14 protein-coding genes are annotated in these 18225 nt (G+C 39.4%); 2 read left to right on the top strand and 12 right to left on the bottom strand.

What is annotated here, in order from left to right; translation table 11 throughout:
• Nucleotides 1-53: 53 nt before the first annotated feature.
• The 10 genes from PL11201_RS27545 to PL11201_RS17070 form a co-directional block, all read right to left on the bottom strand.
• A complete protein-coding gene (locus PL11201_RS27545; protein ID WP_079680105.1) occupies nucleotides 54-197 on the bottom strand; it encodes a caspase family protein in 144 nt (47 codons plus the stop codon).
• 99 nt (nucleotides 198-296) lie between these two features.
• Nucleotides 297-791: a hypothetical protein gene (locus PL11201_RS17105; protein ID WP_079680104.1), complete on the bottom strand. Its 495-nt coding sequence runs from the start codon at nucleotides 789-791 to the stop codon at nucleotides 297-299.
• Between the two features lie 119 nt (nucleotides 792-910).
• Nucleotides 911-1963 (bottom strand): C39 family peptidase, encoded by a 1053-nt coding sequence (locus tag PL11201_RS17100; protein WP_079680103.1) that lies wholly within the window; start codon nucleotides 1961-1963, stop codon nucleotides 911-913.
• Between the two features lie 216 nt (nucleotides 1964-2179).
• Nucleotides 2180-2569 (bottom strand): CHASE2 domain-containing protein, encoded by a 390-nt coding sequence (locus PL11201_RS17095; RefSeq protein WP_255377705.1) that lies wholly within the window; start codon nucleotides 2567-2569, stop codon nucleotides 2180-2182.
• 9 nt (nucleotides 2570-2578) lie between these two features.
• Nucleotides 2579-2800 (bottom strand): hypothetical protein, encoded by a 222-nt coding sequence (locus PL11201_RS26155; RefSeq protein ID WP_144017797.1) that lies wholly within the window; start codon nucleotides 2798-2800, stop codon nucleotides 2579-2581.
• A 155-nt stretch (nucleotides 2801-2955) separates the two neighbouring features.
• Nucleotides 2956-4230 carry a DUF1822 family protein gene (locus tag PL11201_RS17090; protein ID WP_079680101.1) on the bottom strand — a complete coding sequence of 425 codons (1275 nt, stop codon included), beginning with the start codon at nucleotides 4228-4230 and terminating at the stop codon, nucleotides 2956-2958.
• 620 nt (nucleotides 4231-4850) lie between these two features.
• Nucleotides 4851-5489 (bottom strand): response regulator, encoded by a 639-nt coding sequence (locus PL11201_RS17085; protein ID WP_079680100.1) that lies wholly within the window; start codon nucleotides 5487-5489, stop codon nucleotides 4851-4853.
• A gap of 47 nt (nucleotides 5490-5536) precedes the next feature.
• Nucleotides 5537-6568 (bottom strand): ATP-binding response regulator, encoded by a 1032-nt coding sequence (locus PL11201_RS17080; protein ID WP_079680099.1) that lies wholly within the window; start codon nucleotides 6566-6568, stop codon nucleotides 5537-5539.
• The gene (locus PL11201_RS17075) at nucleotides 6565-12474 is read right to left on the bottom strand and encodes a protein kinase domain-containing protein (protein WP_079680098.1); all 5910 of its coding nucleotides are present in this window, start codon (nucleotides 12472-12474) and stop codon (nucleotides 6565-6567) included. Before PL11201_RS17075 ends, PL11201_RS17080 begins: the two co-directional genes overlap by 4 nt.
• A 194-nt stretch (nucleotides 12475-12668) precedes the next feature.
• A complete protein-coding gene (locus tag PL11201_RS17070) occupies nucleotides 12669-13241 on the bottom strand; it encodes a glycosyltransferase (RefSeq protein ID WP_339394367.1) in 573 nt (190 codons plus the stop codon).
• Between the two features lie 6 nt (nucleotides 13242-13247).
• On the opposite strand from PL11201_RS17070, the gene PL11201_RS17065 reads away from it, so the two are divergent.
• Nucleotides 13248-14305 (top strand): IS630 family transposase gene (locus tag PL11201_RS17065; RefSeq protein WP_144017658.1). Its coding sequence is split into 2 segments (ribosomal slippage): nucleotides 13248-13640 and nucleotides 13643-14305, totalling 1056 coding nucleotides; the frame shifts between segments, so codons are not numbered across the junction.
• A gap of 35 nt (nucleotides 14306-14340) precedes the next feature.
• On the opposite strand, the gene PL11201_RS17060 is transcribed toward PL11201_RS17065, so the two are convergent.
• Together PL11201_RS17060 and PL11201_RS17055 are read right to left on the bottom strand one after the other, a co-directional pair.
• Entirely contained in the window at nucleotides 14341-15072 is a 732-nt protein-coding gene (locus PL11201_RS17060) for a glycosyltransferase family protein (RefSeq protein WP_200816802.1), read from the bottom strand.
• A 143-nt stretch (nucleotides 15073-15215) separates the two neighbouring features.
• Nucleotides 15216-16190 (bottom strand): sulfotransferase, encoded by a 975-nt coding sequence (locus tag PL11201_RS17055; RefSeq protein ID WP_234996747.1) that lies wholly within the window; start codon nucleotides 16188-16190, stop codon nucleotides 15216-15218.
• A 449-nt stretch (nucleotides 16191-16639) separates the two neighbouring features.
• Here PL11201_RS17055 and PL11201_RS17050 point away from each other — a divergent pair, with 449 nt between their 5' ends.
• Entirely contained in the window at nucleotides 16640-18175 is a 1536-nt protein-coding gene (locus tag PL11201_RS17050; protein ID WP_079680096.1) for a sigma-70 RNA polymerase sigma factor region 4 domain-containing protein, read from the top strand.
• The last annotated feature ends 50 nt before the right edge of the window (nucleotides 18176-18225 follow it).

Genomic DNA, 18225 nt, shown 5'->3' with positions numbered 1-18225 from the left:
ACTGTATATTTTAGAGGCTGAAACCCCTTACTGGCTTGGATCGTCTCGAAAATTTAGATAATTAACAGCTTATCAGCAAGCCGTTGATTCAAATAATTTTCTACGGCGTTTACATCGTTCACACAACCCTTTAGACGCTCGTGTTCTTTAGGATAATCATTAATACCGACAAGAAGTGCATAGAGATTACGATTCATGTAGATTGCTCCTTTCTGATTCTGAAATTTTATGAAGTTGTTGTCTTGAGAATTGTTGACAGGAATTATTTCTGTTGTTGAGGTTTGTGGGTTAGAAATTTAAGATTCATTAACTTTGCCTTTCCAAACTTCACAAATGGTTTCCGCAGTAGCAGAGGAAATGGTTTTAATAATCAGGGCAGCTAAAATTGCGGCAATGGGATAAGCTAAGTGTAAGTTTGTGGCGAGAATAGGAGTTAAGGCTCCGGCTAACTTTCCTAAATTAGCTTTAAATCCTCCAGCAACTTTTCCTAAATTTTCTTGCAATAAAGATTGAAATTGTGTTTGAATTTCTTGATCGTCAAAGATGTCAGTACACATTAACTGATACGCTTTGACATTTAATTTTTGGAAAAGGCGATCACCTGCATTAATAATCTCTTCATCAAACCCGCCTCTAGGCGTTGCAATTAACGCCTCTTCTAAACTTTCTAAAGATGAAGCGGAACGAGAAGTTGATTCGTTGGCAAGTTCTTGCTCCTGAATGGCAAGTTGTGCCTTGAGGGTATCTTCATCGAGTTCTATTATTTTTTGGGCGAATTCATCACTAATCATTTAGTTTTCCTTTTATTTTCAAGAGGAAGTTCAAATTTGCTAAGGTGAAATTAAATTGACATTCAACCCTAGAAAATTAATGAGCAAAATTAATAAAACATAGATGGCATTAATGCTATCTAACGAGAAATGAAATGTACGAAAAACTGTCCATCTGGGATGCAGTTGTCTTTAATCATGCCGTAGGAATAATGTATAAATTTCCCCTTTTCATCGTTACCGTCGGGCTCATTGCGATCATAACCGTCCGCGAACCATTCCCCATAAGGATCGTGAACAATAAACCCTTGACTGTCATATCCAACTAATGCAATAATGTGTCCTCTTTTAGTAAAGTAGCCATGTACAACGGCTGGATTTCCATTGGCTAACCAGTCTTTTACCTGCTCAATTGTCGCTGTTGTTGTGAAGTGATCTTTGGCTCCATAGTCTCGAACAATTTTAGCCAGAGCATCGCCTGCCTGCCAATCTAATCCTTGATTTAAAGCGTAGTTATACAGTTCATCTTCAAACTGTCCTTCACTGTGTTTACGGGGTATTTTGAGATACTCTAAACACATTGCAATCGAGGTAACATTGCAGGAACCATCGGGGTCAATGGTGTTATCTTGCTGAGATTTGTAGGGAACAGGCAATTTAATATCGTCGCGTTTTGGATAAACTTTGGTATTGCCTTCTGAAACCTCGGCGTGTTCTCCAAAAACATACCAAGTCCAACCCTTTTCAATAGGAGTATCAGCTAAAGTGAATTTTAAATGACCGCGTTCCACCTCAAATGATGTAACTTTAAGAGTTGTACCAGTTTTTACCTCGTGTTTTTCTGTCGATAATAGCGTATCGGATTGTAAGGGTTTTGTTTTCAGGAGAGTATCTTTGATGACTCGAACTTGAATGAATGGAACACCTTCTCCACCTCTCGTTGCAAATTGATCAGATTCAAGCAATTCTTGAGCAGTTCGAGTTCCTAAAAATCCGGGTTCATAGCAGCGATTGAGCTTTTGAAAACGTTCCAATGCTGCAATAGACACATTACCAAAGACATCTTCTACTCGGGAGTGAAGAAATCCTTGATTAATCAAAATTTCCTGAATTTGTGAGCTTAATTCTTGATCTTGTTTAAGACGATAGAAGTCATATTTTAGCTCAGTTTCTATGAAATCCTTTAGATACATTTTTTGCCCTCAACTAAATGTTGTATAAAATTAGCCCGGTTAGATTTTGCTCTTAAAATCGTTAACTGTAAGTTGATTGAGAGTCAAAATCCTTCCCTAAATACAGCAGAAGGTCTGTTGGCCGCAAAGCATCTGCGAACACAAGACCTATTAATAGAATTAGGACAACAGGACTAGAAAAAGGATTAAGTACAGGAAGAATAGGAGCAGGCTATTTCAGCTTCGCTCCCTTCTATCTATCAATGGGTAAGGCTCAGGTTGAGTTATGCAGTTCAACCAAAAATTGTCTAAAAATTTTGAGAATGAAGCCTGTAAGCCAGCAAACAGCCACTTGTCACCACCAAAGCCAAAGCGAACGGAACTAGAGGAACCCAACCCCCCACAATTAATAAACCCAGAAATCACACGGGGTTTAAATTGTTCTAATTGGGTAATGAGTTGCTCTAAAGCGCGATCCGATAAAGAGGCTCCTCCTCTTTCTTGGGATGGTTGTGATCGCACATCGGCTTCTGTTACAATAACAATTAAAAGACGTGGATCGGGTTGTTCTTGGGGTCGCGATCGCATTAATAAATCAAAGACTTGTAATTCCCAAGACTGAAAAATCCCAAGCGATCACATACCTATAATTCCTGTTGTCATGGTGATCGCCGTTATAAACATTGCCCGCCAATTGCGCCAACTTGGAAAAATGGAATTAGAAATCGAACTAGAATTTTTAGCAGTTTTAAGCGAAACCAACGAGGATTCAGCCGGATTTTGAGAGACAACAGGCAACCAACTCGCACAGGGAAATTCACTTTCTAATCCTTGTAATCTTTCTCTAGCTTCTCGCACTGCAAAATCAAAAGATTCGCCCCTTTTGAATATTAATTCCTTGACTATTTCCCAGAATTGCTAAAACTTTTGTCTGTTTTTTTGAACCCTTCGTTAACTGTTTTACAGGCTCATATTCGGTAGCACTTAAACAGGCTACCCCATGAGGATAATCCTCAAATTTTGTCAGATGCAACAGCTTGATAAAAGATAAAATCTTCTTTAATGGTGGCATCCCTGAACGAGATTTGGATCGAGAAACCTTTACCCGTTGGCAATCTAAATCGTTTTAATTGGATGTAGTTATCATGGTTTCTAGATTGAACTTCTTGTCGCATTACTCCCCCATCCGTGAGCCAACTCAATTTAAGATTTGGGGGTAAATAAGTTTCTCCATCCGTTGGATGCAATTGCACTCGAATTCCAACTTTTTGTTCCGTTTCCAAGGCAAGACCCACTAATAGGATAACCGAAATTCCTTTCAGTTCCATTCCCAAGTCTATCAACTTCGCAGTTTTAACACGAAATTCATTCAATATCGAATCGGTTCTAAATTGATAAGCTAAAGTTTTGGGTTCTGATCCGAACAAAGCATCAAGGGATTGCCAACCCAATTCAAAAACGTTTTGTAGCCATAAACTTAAGTCATTCACTTTGATTGGGGTGAAAGAGTTTGAAACAACTGGATTGCTCGTTTCGCTGCACTTGCTCGATTCAGTTAAGAGCCTTTTTTGATAGAGTTGCTGCCGAATTGAATCATTCGTAATCAGTGCAGCCCAGTCTTCAAATTTGAGAACTAGTCTGGGAGAACAATTAGTGAATTGAGCCAATTGATCGAGGAATTTTTCGGTTTGTGCAGCTGACAGCTTGGGTAAGGGTTTAACTTGTAATTTTTGAGCCGAAAACAGTTCTCTAGCGACCCACATAATATTAAGATCTTCTACTAAATCCGCTTGCTCTAAAGCGTAGGTTCGATTTAAAAGATCATATTTTCCTTGGATCTTAAGTTTTTGATAGGTTGTGTATCCGTATACCCGCATCCAGTTATTTTCAAAACCAATCTGAATTGCCACATAATAGTCGGCTATCCAGTTGGGAATATCCACCCATTCTTGGGGAACCTGAAACTCTGAAACGTTGATTTTATCGCTAGGAATTAAAACGAATTGAGTGTCACCCAACGTTAACTTTGTGCCATTGACAATTTCCCAAAATGTGGGGAGATACTCTTGTGATGGCCAAACTTTGAGAGGGTCTTGAATATCAGGATCTGCTTTAACCCAAGCTGCAAAATTCTGGAGAGCGATAGAATTCATATAGGCATTCCAAAAAGATGCTGAATTAGAATAATTCTGGGTTTGCTGCCTAGCTTTTTCCTGTTCTTCAGGGGGTAACTCGATCCAGATTTGCTCAGGATAAATTGCGGTTAAATCATCAAAATTAAGCGTCATTTTTCCTCTGTTAGTGATCACTTCAAGGTACTTTCTCAAATTCGGTTGTCATTTGTTGACTCATTGGGGAATTGAGGCACACCTCTTCTCTAGTATTTATGGGTTTGAAACAAGGGAGATTATGCAGGTTTTATGGATAGGTTTTGGCAACCGAATTTTTACGCATTTATCCAGAATGGGAGCCAAAAAATCTCAAGCTAAGGATAGGTATAACCGCGTATTTATAATGAAATAATAGTACAATAGAATCACAATGATAAACCCACTAAAGATATAGATGAACCCAAAACCATTCTATCTGATTAAACTTGTTTTTACGGGGACTTTAGCGTTACTCAGTGTACTGAATTTTACCATCGGAGGACTCGCAGAACTCACTTCATCAAGCAGTAACAGTTCAGATCAGATACGAACGCGCTTTTAAGAACAAGACTCCGATGGTTCAAGCCGAGGAAGGCCAGAAAACCGAGAAAGAACGGGAAGTTGAGGCAATTTAAAGCTGTTTAGCATCTAAATTCTCTATTTAGAGATCGTGGAATTTTTGTAGTGCGAGCGTCCTCACTTGCTAGGCTATAGGGTTTAAATTCGTAATACCTTATAGCAGTCGAATCGGATTAAATTTACTCCGGCAAACTAGCAATGCCACGTTTCAAAGCAGTGATCGCAGCTTGAGTTCGATCATTGACTCCTAACTTACACAAAATATTATTAACATGAAATTTAACGGTACTTTCACGAATATGTAAAATCCCACTAATTTCGGCGTTACTTTTACCCGCAACAATCAAGCGAATCACGTCCAACTCCCGCTCGCTTAATTGGGGATTTACCATGCGTTCTGCTAGCTTTGCACCCACATCAGAGGGAATATATTTTTCCCCGGCAAAAACCGTGCGAATGGCGGCAAAAACCTGCTCCGGATCAGCATCTTTGAGCAAATAACCCCCGGCACCTGCCCGTAGTCCCCGATAGATGTCTTCCTCACTGTCATAGGTCGTCAGCACCACAATTCGAGCCATTGCAAACTCCGCCCGAATTGCCATAATCGCCGCCACTCCATCCAGGTGTGGCATCCGTAAATCCATCAGCGTCACGTCCGGTTGATACTGACGAAACAGTTGAACTGCTTCAAACCCATCACCCGCTTGTGCCACAACAGACAAATCCGCTTCCTGTTCCAAGAGTGCCACTAAACCCTGCCGCACGATCACATGATCATCTGCAATTAAAATGCGAATCGGATTGGACTTATTGCTCATTCCTCAAACCCAGATTCAAAAACAGCCGATTTGCCTCTATTTTGCCATCAAAACGGTTGAATCCAGACTGTAATTTCTGTCCCTTGTCCAATTGCACTCTCAATCGTCAGTTTTGCACCCATGCGATTAGCACGTTCTCTCATCCCCAGAAAACCAAAACCGTTACTCAAACAAAGACTCTGCGGATCAAATCCCTGTCCGTTATCTTTGACCTTAAGAATAAGTTGGGTCGCTTCATAAATTAACTCAATGTTAATTAGATTAGCATTGGCATATTTAAACGCATTCGTGAGTGCTTCTTGGGCAATTCGCAGGACGTTATTTTCGACTTCTGAAGCTAAAGGATAAGCTGCCCCGAAGACTTCAAATCGAATCTGTGTTTCAGTCTGGGATGACATCTGTTTTACGATTCGATTTAAAGCACTCGATAAATCACCCTCTTCTAACAATTTCGGACGCAAAGCTTCAACGGATCTTCGCGCTTCAGCCAGTCCATCTTTAGCGAGTTCGCGCACAGTTTTGATATGGAAAACTGCCTGTTCAGCATCTGTTGTTATCATTCGTTCGGCTGCTCCTAAATGTATGATAATTCCTGTAAAAGCTTGCGCCAAAGTATCATGAATTTCTCGCGCCATGCGGTTACGTTCTTGGAGAATATTTTGGTTGATGAGTTGTTTTGACAGCCTTTTCAGATGTAATTGATTTTCAACACGAACTAAAACTTCTTGAGCTTCAAACGGTTTGGTAATATAGTCTACGCCTCCCACTGAAAAAGCTTTCACTTTATCCAATATTTCGTCTAAGGCACTCATAAAAATTACAGGAATGTCCTGGGTTTTCTTAGAATTTTTTAACTGCTCACAAACGGCATAACCATCCATCTGCGGCATCATAATGTCGAGTAAAATTAAATCGGGCAGATTTGACTCGATAAATTTGAGAGCTAATTTTCCACTCGGTGCCAGATGAACTTTATATTGGGCATTGGATAACATTCCACTTAAAAGGTTGAGGTTATCGGGAGTATCGTCAATAATTAAAATTGTCTCTGGTTTGTTGACATTAAGATTAGTGTTCATGATTCATTCCTTAAGGAAGAGATTAAATTAAGCAAGTCTTCGTATTGAAAGTTTTTTATAGTCCCTTGGATTGCTTTTGCTAATAAGGGGTCAATATCCTGTATTTGGCTGATGACGCTTTGAATTTGTTCTAAATCCAAATTACTAATTGCTTTTTCGAGGGCGACTAATACCTCTGAAGGTAATGCAGCTAAGGCAGATTTTGTCAAGTAATCAACCTCATTTTTAGAGGAAATCGGTAGGATATTAACGTCTTCAAAAATGAATTGTACACCCAGATGTTTTTGCAGCATCTCTAAAATATTTTCTTCTCGAAAGGGTTTACGAACAAAGTCATCGCAACCACAGGAAAAGACAATGGCTTTCTCTTCTTCAAAGCTACTCGCTGTGATAACAATAATAGCTGTCGCTTGACCCTTTATTGTACTTTTAATGTGTTGAGTGGCTTCATATCCATCCATCACAGGCATTCGCATATCCATAAAGATTAAGTGGGGTGAAAGTTGCTCCCAAATGCTGATGGCTTCTTGTCCATTAATCGCTTCTAACAGTTCAAACCCAAAGGGAGAAAGCAGCTTAACTAACAGTTGACGATTGTCCCAGCGATCATCTACAATTAAAAGACGATACCGAGGTTGATGGAGTGCAAGAGCGATCGCACGTTTGCACGCTTGTTGGGGTTGAATCTTAAGGGTTTCTACAGCTTGCGCTTTAATATTAAACTTGAATAAAGTCCCTCGTCCCACCTGTGAAGTAACGGTAATTTCACCTCCCATCAATCGAATGAAAGAACGAGAAATTGCTAACCCTAACCCGGTTCCTTCTTTGGATTGTTGACCTGTTTGAGTTTGCACAAATGCTTCAAATAAAGTTTCTAATTCACGTGGGGAAATTCCCGCTCCTGTATCTTCCATTTCAAACTCGATTTGTGAAGAAAAAAGTTGAGCTTTGATCCGAAGGGAAACCCCACCAACTGAGGTAAATTTAATGGCATTAGAAATCAGATTAATTAAGGTTTGACGTAATTTAGTTTCATCGGTTCTGAGATACTGGGGAACTTCTGGACTGTGTTCGATGATGAACTGTAATCCTTTTGTTTCAATTTGACAGTGAAACATATTTTTCAGGTCATTTAACAAGCGATAAAAGTCAAAATTTGTCTCATTTAGAATAGTTCGTCCTGCCTCAAGTTTAGATAAATCTAAAACTTGGTTAATGAGGGTTAATAAGTGTTCTCCATTGCGGGAGATAATTCCTAAGTGTTCTTGAAGTTCTGAGGAGGGGGATAAAGAACGATTCATTAATTGAGAAAAACCCAGAATTGCATTGAGGGGAGTTCGCAATTCATGACTCATATTAGCGAGGAAAATACTTTTCGCTTGGTTGGCAGCTTGGGCAGCAGCTTCAGCACGTTTTCGTTCGATGATTTCCTTCTGTAATTCTTGGGTACGTTCAGCGACTTGTTGTTCTAACGTTCGGTTATAATCCGCTAACAGTTTTTCCGCTTGTTTGCGTTCGCTGATGTCTTGAAAGGTGGCGATCGCATAATTAATTTTACCCGTTTCATCAACAATTGGAGTGCTAGAAACTTCCAAGGAAATCACTTGATTATCTTGACGAAGCTCTAGGTCGTCAACTTGAACCCTTTCACCCGCTAAAGAACGCACAATTGGCATTTCATCTGTGGGGTATAACTGGTTTTTTCCAGCTTGATAAAGTTGATAAACTTCTGCTAATTTTTGACGATTTGCTTCAGGGATAATCTGGGTTCTACTGAGTCCCTGTGCGGTTTGATTTGCATAAGTAATTTGTCCAGTGGCGTCATGAACTGTAACTCCTATTGGCATCGCATCAATAAATTGAGTGAGTCGGTTTTCCCGTTCTTTGACTTTCGCATAAAGTTTAGCATTCGTAATAGCGATCGCTGCTTGTCCTGATAATAATTGCAAAATTTCTAACCGTTCAGGGGTAAATACTTGTGCAGTTAAACGATTTTCTAAATAAACAATAGCACTCAGTTGTCCTTGATTCATCAAAGGCGCACATAAAATAGATTTAGGTTGATGGGTTTGAATATAAGGATCATTTGTAAATTGTCCTGCACAAGTAGCATCATGAAGAACCACTTTTTCTTGAGTTCTGGCAACATAATCAACAATCGACTCAGCCAGTTTTTGACACCCTTGAACTGGAAGAGATTGTAAAACTTGCACGCCTTCAGAATTTAAAGCACATTCAGCTTCTATTAAAAGCTCTTCTTTATTTTTAAAAAGTAAATAGCCGTTTTGAGCACCAAGATTTTCTATTAAAAAATTCATTAATTTAGACAGTAACTTCTCAATAATAATTTCCCCAGAAATTACTTCGGAAGCTTTGATGATAGTGGTTATATCTAAAGAAGAAGTCGAATGCTTGCCAGTTGTTGAGACAGACGTTGAGATGTCTTGTTCACGTTCTTTATGAATTGTAAAGAACTGAGGGTATTGTGTCTCTAAATGCTGGGCTTTAGCGGTTGCGCCCCAAAGTTGATACAAGTAATGGGCTTCCTGCATATAGGATTTAGCAACAAGCTCTCTATTTTTCGATAAATAAAACTTAGCAGCCAGTTCACAAGCGATCGCCGCTTCATGAATATATTCGTTTTGTTTTGCACTAGAAATGGCACGATCATAATAATCCATCGCCAGTGTCTCTTTTCCTAAGACTCGACACCGTTCAGCTTCCACTAATAAATACTTTTGCAAGTTATTCACCCGAGCATGATGTGCCCATTTTTTCATCTTCTTCTGATTGCGAAGCACTTTCTGGAGCAAACGCTGACGCTCCAATTTCTTTGCATCCATCACCAATGCAAGGCGAACCAGGGAATCATAAAAATAAAAATGGGGAACCGTTAGAACAGCAGTGCCCCCATCGAAATACCCTTCAGTAAGTTCAGCATGAGCAGCGGCTTGCGAAGCTTGACCAAATAAAAAGCAAAGCATCATTTTGCTAAAGTACAGGTGAGCCAGTGCTTCGCAATCACATCGCTCCAGTAGCACAGGCAGCACCACCCGTTCGTCAAAAACCTGACCCACTAAAGAACAAGGATTTTCTCCTTGACCCCGCAAATTCAAAACCATCTGATGCCATCGCTCTTGGACTTCAACAACGAAGGTCTGCCCCATTTCACACATGGCTTGAGTATAGTTGCCCATCTCAGAGTCAAGTTGCGTCAATTCCAAGCCACTAAGAAAGGCGTAGCCACAGTAGTAGTAGGCGCAATTAGCCGCATATTCCCAATCTCCGGTTTCCAGTGCAACTGCATAGGCATCCAACAGAGGCTTTAAGATTTCCTTAACCGGTTCTACCCAATGGCGGATAAAAACCAGAACCACCATCTCTGTTCTCACTTGAACTGCCCTGTCATTGAAGTGGGAGCTTACCTCCAGGGCAAGCTGACCAAATTGATAGCCCAACTCAACGTCTCGCAACAAGCCACAGAGCATTCCACCGTAGCTACCATAAGCGCAAAAAGCAGATTCAGGAAGGTTACCCCACTTCAGGGATAGGCTCAGGTAATGAAAGATGATCAACAATAGTAATCTAGGTGTTGTGATATAGGCAGCTGTGCTAATTGCATAGAGGAGACGCATGACTGCTTTTGGGTAAGGATCGCTAGTTAAGGGCAGGTCAACAAACCTGGAAATCGGTCGTAATCCAATGGCTAATTTCGTCCGTAGTAATCCCCACCAAACATCACGCTGACTCGGCTTTTTGGGTAACCTAACTTTTAGCAATTTCAGCACACCTAATCCTGTATTAATCGCTTTAGTAAACTCGCCCTGAAAGATGTAAGTATTAATTTTTAATTGATACACTTTGACTTGATCGAGTACCGTTTTAGTATTTGATAAAACTTCTTGAATATATTGTTCTAATAAAGCCATATCTGTATTAACATAGGCAACTTCGGCAGCTTCTTCATAAAGTGAGAGGGTTAGAGAATATTGATGCTGCCAACTATTCGGGGCTAAGAGTTCGATTCCGGTTTGCAAATAATTGAGAGCGGGTTGATAGGCAGCCGAGAGTTTGGCTTTTTGACCCGCTTTGAGATTTAATTGAGCCAATTCATCTTTTTCAGACTGACTAGAAATCAGTGGCAGGCTGAAATTGAGTTGATTAACAACATCAAAGATTTTCTCCTCTTGTTGATCTAAAGTGGTTGTTTGTAATAGGAGTCTGCCAAGTTGCTGATGAATGATCGGTTTATCCGGTTCGGGGATAAGGCAATAGGCAGCTTGTTGAATTCGATCATGGGCAAATTTGTATTCGAGGGATTGAAATGGGAGAGTCGATAAAGGACGAGTCGTAAATTCTTGAGTTGCAATTGCTAATTCTATATCCACCATATTATTGATGGGAATCACTAAACCTTCGGCAACGGCTGGACGAAGTACATTAACCGTTTCTTTTAAAGGGTTTTGATTGATTAAATTCAGGAGGTTAACTTCAAACTGATTTCCAATACAGGCAGCAATTTTTAAGATTTCCTGGGTATCTTTGGGGAGCTTTTCAATTTTGTTAATCATTAGTTCGACGACGTTATCCGTGAAGCCTCGCTTTTGAATTTTTTCTAAATTCCACTGCCAACTTAAGGTTTGATAGTTAAAATCTAAGAGTTTCTCTGTATAAAGGGATTTGAGAAATTCATTCATAAAAAAGGGATTACCACCCGTTTTTATTTGTAATAATTGAGCTAAGGGTGTTGCTTGTTCCGCTTCACAATTGAGGGCTTCTGAAATGAGTTGAATCAAAGTTGGTAAGGTTAAGGGCGAAAGAAAAAGTTGCTTGACAATTGTTCCATTTTTTGTAATTTCATCTAATGTCGCTCTTAAGGGATGGGCAGTAGAAACTTCATTTGCTGATTTGCCAATTCCTGAATATCCGGCAATTAAAAACAGTTCGCTTTGCTCATTAACTCGTTCAAAAGCTGTTAAAAATGTTTCTATTTCTCGTTCTCTTCCATAGAGTTTTTGGGGAATTTTAAAGCGTTCACAAATATCTTGATGAGCTAAAGGAAATCTTGAGATAGTTTGCGTATTTTGGAGTTGATTTAAGCAGTTTTCTAAGTCCGCCTTGATTCCCCAAGAACTTTGATAGCGATCTTCAGCGTTTTTCGACATTAACTTTAGGATTAATTCTGACAAGATTTGAGGAATACCAGAATTAATTTCCGAAGGGCATAACGGCTGTTTAGCAATATGGCAATGAACTAATTCTAGGGGATCTGTACTACTAAAAGGGAGTTGATGGGTGAGAAGTTCATAAAAGGTGATTCCTAGAGAATAAAAATCGGTACGGTAATCTAAACTCCGATTCATTCTTCCCGTTTGTTCGGGGGACATATAGGGGAGAGTCCCTTCTAAAACATTAGGGTTTTTGAGGGTCGGGTTTTCCCGTGTTAATTTCGTAGAAATGCCAAAATCAATAATTCTTAACTGTCCGGTGGTGGGATTAAAAACAATATTAGAGGGATTAATATCTTTATGAATAATATTTTGATGATGAATTTGGGCTAAACTTTCAGTCGTTGCGATCGCAATTCTTAAAAACTCTTCTAAACTTAACGGTTTCTGCTTCATCAGAACTTTCAAAGATTCTCCTCCGAAATCTTCGATAAACATCACCAGAGTATTTTGATAAGGCTGTAAATGGTATGCTTTAATACATCCACTTAAATTTAAAGATTGAGTAATTTGATATTCGGTACGATAACGAGCAAGTTCTTGGGGCGTGGGATAATTTTCTTTAAGAATTTTAAGGATAATCGGTTCGTTATTGGACTGTTGGATAGCCCGATAAACGAGGGAATTGGCACTTTCGTAAATGCAAGTTTTGACTTCAACCCCAGCAATGGTAAGCATATTGAGACGGTTTCCCCGAAAAAGCACAGAACACTAAATCCGTCTTTAGGTAGATGCTTGTTTAACTCTGAAAGTTTACCTGTTTGTCACCAGGAATGACAAGCATTTGACCCATTCAAACGAACGTAGTATTAGTGTACTGATTCAGGTCAAGGTATGTCAGCAGTCGCAATTCGGAAGTCTTTATAAAACAATTATTGTTGAACAAGCACGGGTTCCCCTGTTGAGATCACCTGTTCAATAATCTCAGCAGCGCGGCGAGTTCCTCCACTGCGTTGAATGGCTTGTTGGAGTGCGATCGCTCTGGCTTTATAGGAGGGTTCTGTTAATACTTTCTGAATCGCACTTCGCAGTTTAGGGACACTCACTTGTTTTAAGGGAACCACTTCCCCAACGCCCGTCCACGCAATACGTGCAGCAACTCCTGGCTGATCATTTGCCACTGGAATTGCCACCATTGGCACGCCTTGACTCAAAGATTCTAACGTCGTATTCATTCCCGCATGAGTGATCGTTAAAGTCGCTTTTTGTAGGAGTTCTAATTGCGGCGCATAGCTAACAACAATTGGATTTCCAAGGAATTTGGGTAACGATTCAGGTGTCGTCGAACCGCCGAGAGAAATCACTAATTGAGCCTCTAATCCTTCACAAGCAGCAGCAATATTTTGAAAAACATCTAATAAACGATTTTGAATAAGTAGGTAGGCAGGAAGAAACCAAAGTATGTAAAGATAAATGAAGATGGAGAAGAAATCTACCGAGGTCATGAAAATATGGGTGCTCGTTTAAGGGTATTTCTGACTCGTGAGCAAGACAAAACCCTGTTCAACCTGAGAACAGCAGATGTACCACAGAAAGTTAAAGACCGAGCCGAAGTGATTCGCTTAAATTCACAGGGTTGGTACGTCGAAAAAATAGCAACTTATTTCAATTGGACGGCACAGACTGTCAGAGAAGTGTTGCACAAATGGGAAAAGTTGGGGCTAGAAGGGTTATGGGAAAAACCCGGTCGCGGGGGGAAAGCCAAGTGGAAAGAAGATGACTTAGTATTTTTAGAAGAATGTCTCAGAAAAGAGCCCCGGACATACAACTCTCAGCAATTAGCCCAAAAATTAGAACAAGAACGGTCGATTAAATTGAGTCCCGATAGATTAAGACGGGTGCTCAAAAAAAGGGGGTGAATTGGAAGCGAGCCAGAAAGAGCCACAAAGGAAAACAAGATCCGATAGTCCGTGCTCAGAAACAGGCAGATTTAGAGATGTTGGAATTATCGGCTGCGGCTGGAGAAATTGACTTAAAGTATTTAGATGAATCGGGTTTTTGTCTGTGGAGTGAACCGGGTTACACCTATTATTTTAGGGGGGAACAAAAACGTTTAGAACAAACACATCGTCGGGGTCGCAGATTAAGTATTATTGGGTTTTGGCAACAGCAAATCAGTTTTGTTTATGGCTTGGTGATTGGAGGTGTGAATCGCAAGTGTTATATCCAAATGATGGAACAAGAAGCAACAGAGGCTGAAAAAGCCGGACGGATGAGAGTTATTGTCCAAGATAATAGCCCGATACATCAATGCCATGAGGTGAAAAAACTCTGGCCAAAATGGGAAAGTATGGGTTTGTATATTTTCTGTTTACCTAAATATTGTTCCGAAATGAATCCGATTGAATTAGAGTGGCAACATCTCAAAAAAGATGAACTATCAGGACAAACATTTGAGGATGAATTAGACCTGGCTTATGCGGTAATTAATGGTATTCAAGCTAGAGCAGAAAGAGGAAACTACAGCACACAACGGATGAAATTTCACTCGGAGCAACAACAAAGTTAACTTTTCGTTACATACTTGTTGATTTTCTCGCCCACCTACTTAGTTCCCATTGAGGCATAAATTAAGGGTTTCCCATTCAACAGTTCAAAGGGAAAAGGGACAGGTTTACGACTAGCAGGATTATGAAAAGGGCCAGTGAAATGAAAATAGGGAGGTAAATTTGTTCTGGGAAACTCGAATTCCGCAGGTTGTTGACTAAGTTGAGCCAGTTTAGAGTAAGCATCATTGGGGTGAGAATACAAAGGCAAATTCCACTTTTGGCGATATTTAGCCATGACTTCTCGAATCGGTTTACCAACCACAGTGAGCAACCGATAACCGAGTTGATTGCGTAAACGTCCCTTCCAAGTTGGATTATATGGCCAGAACGTACAAAAGGGAGGGACATAAATATCTCTATTTAGTACCAACGCATTGCACAAGGTGATAAAAGGAATGTCCAAAAATTCTGCAACAGTTCCTCCTTCGGGTGAAGCTTGGTCTACTAGCAAAGCCTCTACACCTGAATTTTTGATCGCAGTTGGAGCCTCTTTTAGAATCATGTCAGCACCCTGAGCAATTGCGTTAATCGTATATCGAAAAGCCGCCAGTCCGCTCATTTTGCCTAATTGGGCTAAACCTTCTGCGATTGAGCCTAGAGGAATTTCATCTTTAGCTAATGGATGAAATTCTAAGCCACTTGCTAAAGTTTTAACTTGAGCATCAAGGAAACCAAAGACTGTCACTCGATGACCTCGACGAAGGAGTTCATAACCTAAAGTGGTCATAGGGTAAAGATGCCCGTCGGATGTGAAACAGATAATACCGAAGTGTGTCATGAGTTAAGCCTTTGAGTAACGTCTTGTATACAATATTTTGGGATAGGAGGAAGCAGGGATTATAGGAATAACGCTAACAACAATATTTTCTATTAAACTTGATAACTGCAATAGGTGAGATAGGCTTGGAGCTTAGAACATATTTGAGCACGGCTCCTTTGCACTTCTGGCAATAGTTTTAAGGAACGGGGAGTAATCAATTTCCTGTAATCTAAAGTTGCTTTTGCTTCTATTTTAAGAAAATTCAAAATCTTCAGTATAGTTAGCTCTGGAGTTTGACATAAATCCTCATACCGAATAGAAATGTAATCATCTATAGGTAATAATTTAATATGTTCTAAAAAATAACTTGTTGATAGAAGAGATTGTTGAGTCACTCGACGTAGCCCTAAATTGAACAAACCAGAATACAAAACTTGAAAAATAAAACGACGAATGGGCTGATCAAATATCTGCTTATACTCTTTATTAATTAACTGTATATAGGAACTTTTAACGGAAAGCATCAAGCGTACAGCTTTTAACTTAGAATTCATCACATAGAGAGGATGTCGGTGAATAAAAACAAATTTGGCTTTAGGAATAACACTTTTAATATATATAAAATTAGGAAAACACCAAGGATTTTTGAGTAATAGCGGTTTTTCCAAAGAGGAAATAAACTTAATTTTTTTACAGAGTTGTGTAAATAACTTAAGGTTTTCTGGGCTTAAGTAAGACTCATAGCCAGAATTTTTGAGAATAAATCCATACTCTTCAGGTAAATCGGGAGTCGCCTTGACTTCATCAAGAAGGCGATCACTGATTTGCAAAGAATTAAATAATTGTTCTAACTCTTGACGAGTTTGCTCCTGAGTCCCATTAATATAACCATCCAATAATTCATCATATTTGATAATTTGATAAGCATTGAGGTAATTAAAGCACTCAGTCGCTACTAAAATTTGATAGAGTGCTGTCGTTCCAGAGCGATGATCTCCCATAATAAAGATGGGGTTAAAATCGACTTTATCGAGCAAGTCAAGGTAAGGTTCATCTGGCATATTATTGATAGGTTTGGATTGCATATTTTTTGGCATTACATTTTTTAGGCTAGTTAAGACGAGCTAAGATGGCTGCTCGACTGAAACAGCTTATTTGGTAATATTCGCAATACGAGTCATATCACCAAAGTGAGCTATTATCCTTGAGCCGATCTTGTGACTTATTATTTTATCGGTAAGTCAGCCAGAAAGGACTCATTGATAGTTGAGTTTTAAGCTGACCGAAGGGTGGGCATCAAACCTGAACTTTTGGCTAGGTACACAACTGAACTCTTATCTAGTTACGAAAAGAAGAGTTGAGCGAATACAATAAGTTTCTTATAAAAGTTGAAACGGACAATGATCGAGCAATATTGATTAATGACCGAGGGATACGACTCTGGAAAAACAAAAAGCGAACAAGAGATGATTTCATTAAAGAACTTGGGATGGAGCAACTTTCAAGGCTATATTAGCTAAAATAAGGGAATTTTATGAATAAACGAGAAAATATCGTGCAAAAATTCTCAACTTTTCTCAGCTTTGGCGATATGCACTCCGGCACGCTACGCGATCGCCAATCCTTATGGCAAGCCGACGCACAATTAGAACGTCAGATGAAACGCCTCATGCAGTCAGATCCAGAGGCTAAAGCGGAATTTTGGGCGAGATCTTTTCTGAAAATCCTTAAGAATCTATCTCAAGATGGATGTCAAGAATTTAATAATTTTTCTAAAGAGAAACTCTGCGCTCACGGTAACTCTATCCCCGTCACCTGTTCCACAACTTTAGAAATCTCTCCTGCAATAACAGCCAGACATTTATCAGCTTACTTACAAGAAGCGTGTCTATGGGCCGCCCAAAAGAGTTATCGTAAATATAAGTTTCTCCGCTATAAATACCCCCTAGAAGAATATTTTCAGATCGCTTCTTCTTTTGCCCATCAGCCCGTCAAGCTCCTCAAAAGCTTTAACCTTGACCACCCTCGATCTAACATTGAAGGTTATGCTAAAACCGTCTTATTTCGCCTGATTCGAGATCAAATTTATCAACAGGATTTAGAAGCAAAAAGAGAAAAGTTTAGCGATTATGGTTTGTTAAGGCATTTGAGCAACAAGGAATTGACTGAAGCTTTATTAGATCACGGAATTCATCCATCTAAAATTGATTTATATCGTCTAGCTTGGCAATGTTTTAATGAAATCGTGTTACCTCAAATAAGTTTTAAAAATCTTAACGTAGAGGTTCCTAATTTAGAAAAATTCTGTCAAATCTCCGAGTTGTATAATCAACGATTAAATCAGCTAAATTTATTAGGAGAAGCAACGAACGAGGAGACGATTCAAGAGATGCTGAATCTGTGTATAAAAGTTGTTCGGAATTACCGCACAAAGCAGTTTATTCCCTTGGAAGAGTACGAGCATATCTCTGATCCAACTCCAGCACCTTTAGATATTGCGATTCAGCAGGAAGAAAGACGACAGGTGCAGTTAATAATTTCTAAGTTGTTTACGACTCTTCCCGCTCCCGGAAAAATTATGCTAATCCTTTGGCATGGTTTAGATTTAACTCAAAGCGAAATTGCGACAGTCATTAAGAGCCAGTATCCCGAATTACAAAAGCAGTATCAAGTAGCTCGGCATTTAGCCAGAGCTACTAAAAATATTTTAAAAGAGTTTGTAAATCACTGGAATCACGTTAATCCGACTTATCCGATTCAGGATGAACACGGTTTAGAAATCATCAAAGAAGCTTTAGATGAGTGTTTACAGGTGCATTGTCAACAGTTCGTCAATTCGATTCTACAAAAAGTTATTCATGAAATCAGTCTGACAGATCAATTACTACTGACTACACGAAAAACCAATAACAATCCATCAGTCAGGATTAATGAGCAGAAAATCTTAAGAAAAAAGGAGACTTTAATCAAGGCTTTTAATTCTAAATTAGAATCTGAGTTAAACTTAAGTCAAGATGCACTTCAACTCGTCAACAATAAAATATCTATAGCAATCCTAAATAGGTTGTAATATTGGAGCCTTGCTGTGCTTGTGTTTCAGGCTGATTGATCATCATGACT

It is taken from the genome of Planktothrix sp. PCC 11201, assembly GCF_900009135.1.
Taxonomy (GTDB): domain Bacteria; phylum Cyanobacteriota; class Cyanobacteriia; order Cyanobacteriales; family Microcoleaceae; genus Planktothrix.
This window is presented reverse-complemented; position numbering and strand designations above follow the sequence as displayed.

What these genes read in the sequence shown, in the direction of transcription:
- PL11201_RS27545 (WP_079680105.1), bottom strand. Translation starts at nt 197, where the DNA reads ATGAATCGTAATCTCTATGCACTTCTTGTCGGTATTAATGATTATCCT.
- PL11201_RS17105 (WP_079680104.1), bottom strand. Translation starts at nt 791, where the DNA reads ATGATTAGTGATGAATTCGCCCAAAAAATAATAGAACTCGATGAAGAT.
- PL11201_RS17100 (WP_079680103.1), bottom strand. Translation starts at nt 1,963, where the DNA reads ATGTATCTAAAGGATTTCATAGAAACTGAGCTAAAATATGACTTCTAT.
- PL11201_RS17090 (WP_079680101.1), bottom strand. Translation starts at nt 4,230, where the DNA reads ATGACGCTTAATTTTGATGATTTAACCGCAATTTATCCTGAGCAAATC.
- PL11201_RS17085 (WP_079680100.1), bottom strand. Translation starts at nt 5,489, where the DNA reads ATGAGCAATAAGTCCAATCCGATTCGCATTTTAATTGCAGATGATCAT.
- PL11201_RS17080 (WP_079680099.1), bottom strand. Translation starts at nt 6,568, where the DNA reads ATGAACACTAATCTTAATGTCAACAAACCAGAGACAATTTTAATTATT.
- PL11201_RS17075 (WP_079680098.1), bottom strand. Translation starts at nt 12,474, where the DNA reads ATGCTTACCATTGCTGGGGTTGAAGTCAAAACTTGCATTTACGAAAGT.
- PL11201_RS17070 (WP_339394367.1), bottom strand. Translation starts at nt 13,241, where the DNA reads ATGACCTCGGTAGATTTCTTCTCCATCTTCATTTATCTTTACATACTT.
- PL11201_RS17060 (WP_200816802.1), bottom strand. Translation starts at nt 15,072, where the DNA reads ATGACCACTTTAGGTTATGAACTCCTTCGTCGAGGTCATCGAGTGACA.
- PL11201_RS17055 (WP_234996747.1), bottom strand. Translation starts at nt 16,190, where the DNA reads ATGCAATCCAAACCTATCAATAATATGCCAGATGAACCTTACCTTGAC.
- PL11201_RS17050 (WP_079680096.1), top strand. Translation starts at nt 16,640, where the DNA reads ATGAATAAACGAGAAAATATCGTGCAAAAATTCTCAACTTTTCTCAGC.